The organism is Sulfurimonas sp., assembly GCF_016744025.1.
Lineage (GTDB): Bacteria > Campylobacterota > Campylobacteria > Campylobacterales > Sulfurimonadaceae > Sulfurimonas.
The window spans coordinates 1-3,139 of sequence record NZ_JADGFC010000193.1 but is presented as its reverse complement, the minus strand read 5'-3'; the positions used below and the strand labels follow the sequence as shown (position 1 = coordinate 3,139).

Annotated in this window: 2 protein-coding genes, 2 tRNA genes and 1 other RNA gene; all 5 read left to right on the top strand. The window is 36.3% G+C overall.

What is annotated here, in order from left to right; all coding sequences use genetic code 11:
• Window positions 1–100 precede the first annotated feature (100 nt).
• The 5 genes from mraY to ssrA all read left to right on the top strand — a co-directional run bounded on the left by mraY (window position 101) and on the right by ssrA (window position 3,032).
• Complete coding sequence (gene mraY / locus QZZ48_RS14945) at window positions 101–1,162, top strand: phospho-N-acetylmuramoyl-pentapeptide-transferase (RefSeq protein ID WP_294967055.1); 1,062 nt, start codon at window positions 101–103, stop codon at window positions 1,160–1,162.
• On the top strand, window positions 1,163–2,365 hold the full coding sequence (gene murD, locus QZZ48_RS14940; RefSeq protein WP_294967054.1) for a UDP-N-acetylmuramoyl-L-alanine--D-glutamate ligase: 1,203 nt from the start codon (window positions 1,163–1,165) through the stop codon (window positions 2,363–2,365).
• 41 nt (window positions 2,366–2,406) lie between these two features.
• Window positions 2,407–2,482: transfer RNA gene (locus tag QZZ48_RS14935), tRNA-Phe, on the top strand.
• 24 nt (window positions 2,483–2,506) lie between these two features.
• A tRNA-Phe gene (locus QZZ48_RS14930) sits at window positions 2,507–2,582 on the top strand.
• A gap of 75 nt (window positions 2,583–2,657) precedes the next feature.
• Window positions 2,658–3,032: a transfer-messenger RNA gene (gene ssrA / locus QZZ48_RS14925) on the top strand.
• The last annotated feature ends 107 nt before the right edge of the window (window positions 3,033–3,139 follow it).

Sequence of the window (3,139 nt, the reverse complement as noted above, 5' to 3'; positions counted from 1 at the left end):
CCCCCATATTTTTAATTAAGTCACAATTTTCTACTTTAACCCTATCTTTACACTAAAGAATCTATAATGTCGTTTTTAAACTATTAATGGACTAACTAATTTGCTATACGAACTTTACGACTTACTAGATATAAATATTCTTGGATACATTACTATTAGAGCTGGTATATCTTTTTTCTTAGCTCTATTGTTTACACTATATATAATGCCAAAATTCATAAGATGGGCACAAAGAACTTCTAGTGTTCAACCAATAAATGAATGGGCACCTGAGAACCATAAATCAAAAGCTAAAACTCCTACTATGGGTGGTATAGTTTTTATAGGCTCAACTATATTAGCTTCTTTATTAACCATCAAGTTTTCAAATATGTTTGCCCTTGGAGCGATATTAACACTTGTTCTTTTTGCTCTTATAGGTTTTCAAGATGACTTTGCAAAAATCAAAAAAAGTGAAAATCTTGCAGGTCTAAAGGCTAGAACAAAGCTTATACTACAAATCATAGCTTCACTAATTGTTACATCTTTTTTATGCTTTTTTGCAGACTTTAATACTGACTTATATGTTCCTTTTGTTAAAACACCTTTATTTGAGATGGGTGCTTTTTCAATCTTACTCTGGTGTTTAGTAATCATCTCAACATCAAATGCTGTAAACCTAACAGATGGACTTGATGGACTTGCAACCGTTCCTTCACTTGCAGCCTTAACATCTTTTAGTATTATCATATATATTACAGGTCACGCTCAGATAAGTTCTTACCTCTTAATGCCAAACTTTGATGTTGGAGAAGTTGCTATTGTTGCGGCTGCTCTGATGGGTTCTCTCACTGGTTTCTTATGGTATAACTGCCACCCTGCTGAAGTATTTATGGGAGATAGCGGTTCTTTAACTGTAGGTGCATTTTTAGGTTACCTAGCTATCATCTCAAAAAGTGAGATTCTACTTCTTCTTATTGGCTCTATCTTTGTAATAGAGACTATATCTGTAATCCTCCAAGTGGGTAGTTATAGATTTCGTAAAAAAAGAGTCTTTTTAATGGCTCCTATTCATCATCACTTTGAGATGAAAAAATGGTCTGAGAACAAAATCATTGTTAGATTTTGGATTATCGCTGTTTTATCAAACCTAATCGCTCTTATAACTCTAAAGATACGTTAGATGCAAAGAGTATCTCTATTTGGTTATGGAAAGACTACAAAGGCTATTGCCAAAGTCGTTAAAAATGCTACTTTTTATGATGACAAATGTACAAAACCTTTTCGTGATGAAGATGGTTTTAAAGTTAAACCACCAAGTGAGTTTAACGCAAAGTACTCACAGCTAGAGATTCCATCACCTGGAATTCCACCATCAAACCCACTCATAGCTCAAGCAAATAATCTTATAAGCGAATATGACTATTTTGCAGAGACTTCACCTCTTAAGATTTGGATTAGTGGAACAAATGGTAAAACTACTACTACTCAAATGATGCAACATCTTCTAGAGTCAAAAGGTAGCCAAGCTGGTGGAAACATTGGTACACCACTCGCAGACCTAAATCAAGATGCAAAGATGTGGATACTTGAGACTAGTTCTTTTACTATGCACTACACAAGTATTGCCACTCCAAACATATATGTACTTCTTCCATTAAGTCCTGATCATCTTAGCTGGCATGGAAGTTTACAAGAGTACATAGATGCCAAGCTAAAACCTCTAGCGACTATGAGAGAGGGAGAAGTTGCGATTATCCCAGAAGCTTATAAAGATATAGAGACTAATGCTCATCTAGTGACATATAAAGACGAAAACTCTTTAGCCGAGCACTTTGGTATAGATATCAGCAAAGTTAACTTTAAAGGTGCTTTTCTTGCAGATGCTCTTTTAGCAATGGCAGTTGATAAAATACTTTTTGATAAAGTGGACTATGAGAAAATCAACTCATTTGTTCTTGACCCACATAGACAAGAAGAACTAAGAGATGCTAAAAACCGTTTATGGGTAAATGACACTAAAGCGACTAACGTAGATGCAGCGCTTGCAGCACTAAAAAGATATAAAGACTCTAGTGTGCATCTAATCCTTGGCGGTGACGATAAGGGTGTTGAGTTAAATGAGCTGTTTGAGTATCTTCAAAAGATAGATGTTAGCATCTACAATATAGGAACAAACAAAGAGAAGCTTTCAAGACTGGCTAAAGAGTACAAAATAAACTTTGAGCTATGTAAAAACCTCGCAGATGCCATCTCCAAAATAGATAAAAACCTAAAAGAAAATGAAGTTGCACTACTCTCTCCAGCAGCATCTAGTTTAGATGAATTTAGCTCATATGCTCAAAGAGGCGATGAATTTAAACAAAGTGTTGCAAACATAAGCTAGATTTCAGCACATGGGGGCTATAATGTCGCTCTTTAAAAGATGGCTAATTAGCTCAGTTGGTAGAGCAACTGACTGAAAATCAGTGTGTCCTTGGTTCGATTCCGAGATTGGCCACCACCTTTTAAAGACTTTTATCATTATGGCTAATTAGCTCAGTCGGTAGAGCAACTGACTGAAAATCAGTGTGTCCTTGGTTCGATTCCGAGATTGGCCACCACCTATTAAAACAATCCAAATTATTTTATCATTTAGCTTTTAGAAAACATAAACTTTGCTATAATTCTAAATATATGGGGCTGACCTGGTTTCGACGGGATCAAGTAGCTTTTAACTGCATGTCGGACTGAGCACTTCCGTTACACGGCTCACAATTGCTTAAACGCAAACAACACTAATTACCGCCCAGCTTTAGCAGTAGCTTAAGTTTTACCCCCTCTTAGAGGACGGGCTGCTTCACTGATGGACTCTAGATAAGTCAGATTCGAAGTATAACCCCTATGTAGATATATTTTAAGTCTGTCTCAGCTTAAAATGAATCCCGAGGCTCGTCTTGTGTAGCTTTGCAAGTTGTGTGAAGCAAGATTAAACTTTAACAGCTTTTCTAAGCATGTAGACGTTAGGAGTAGCGTGGTTTCGGACTGGAGTTCGATTCTCCACAGCTCCACCATATTTTTCATTTCGCCAATTCCAACAACAAGTGCAATTTCCACCTAAATTAGCTAGCTAATCTTTTACTCATTTCACTGAAAAACACTTCATACGGAGTTTTGTATT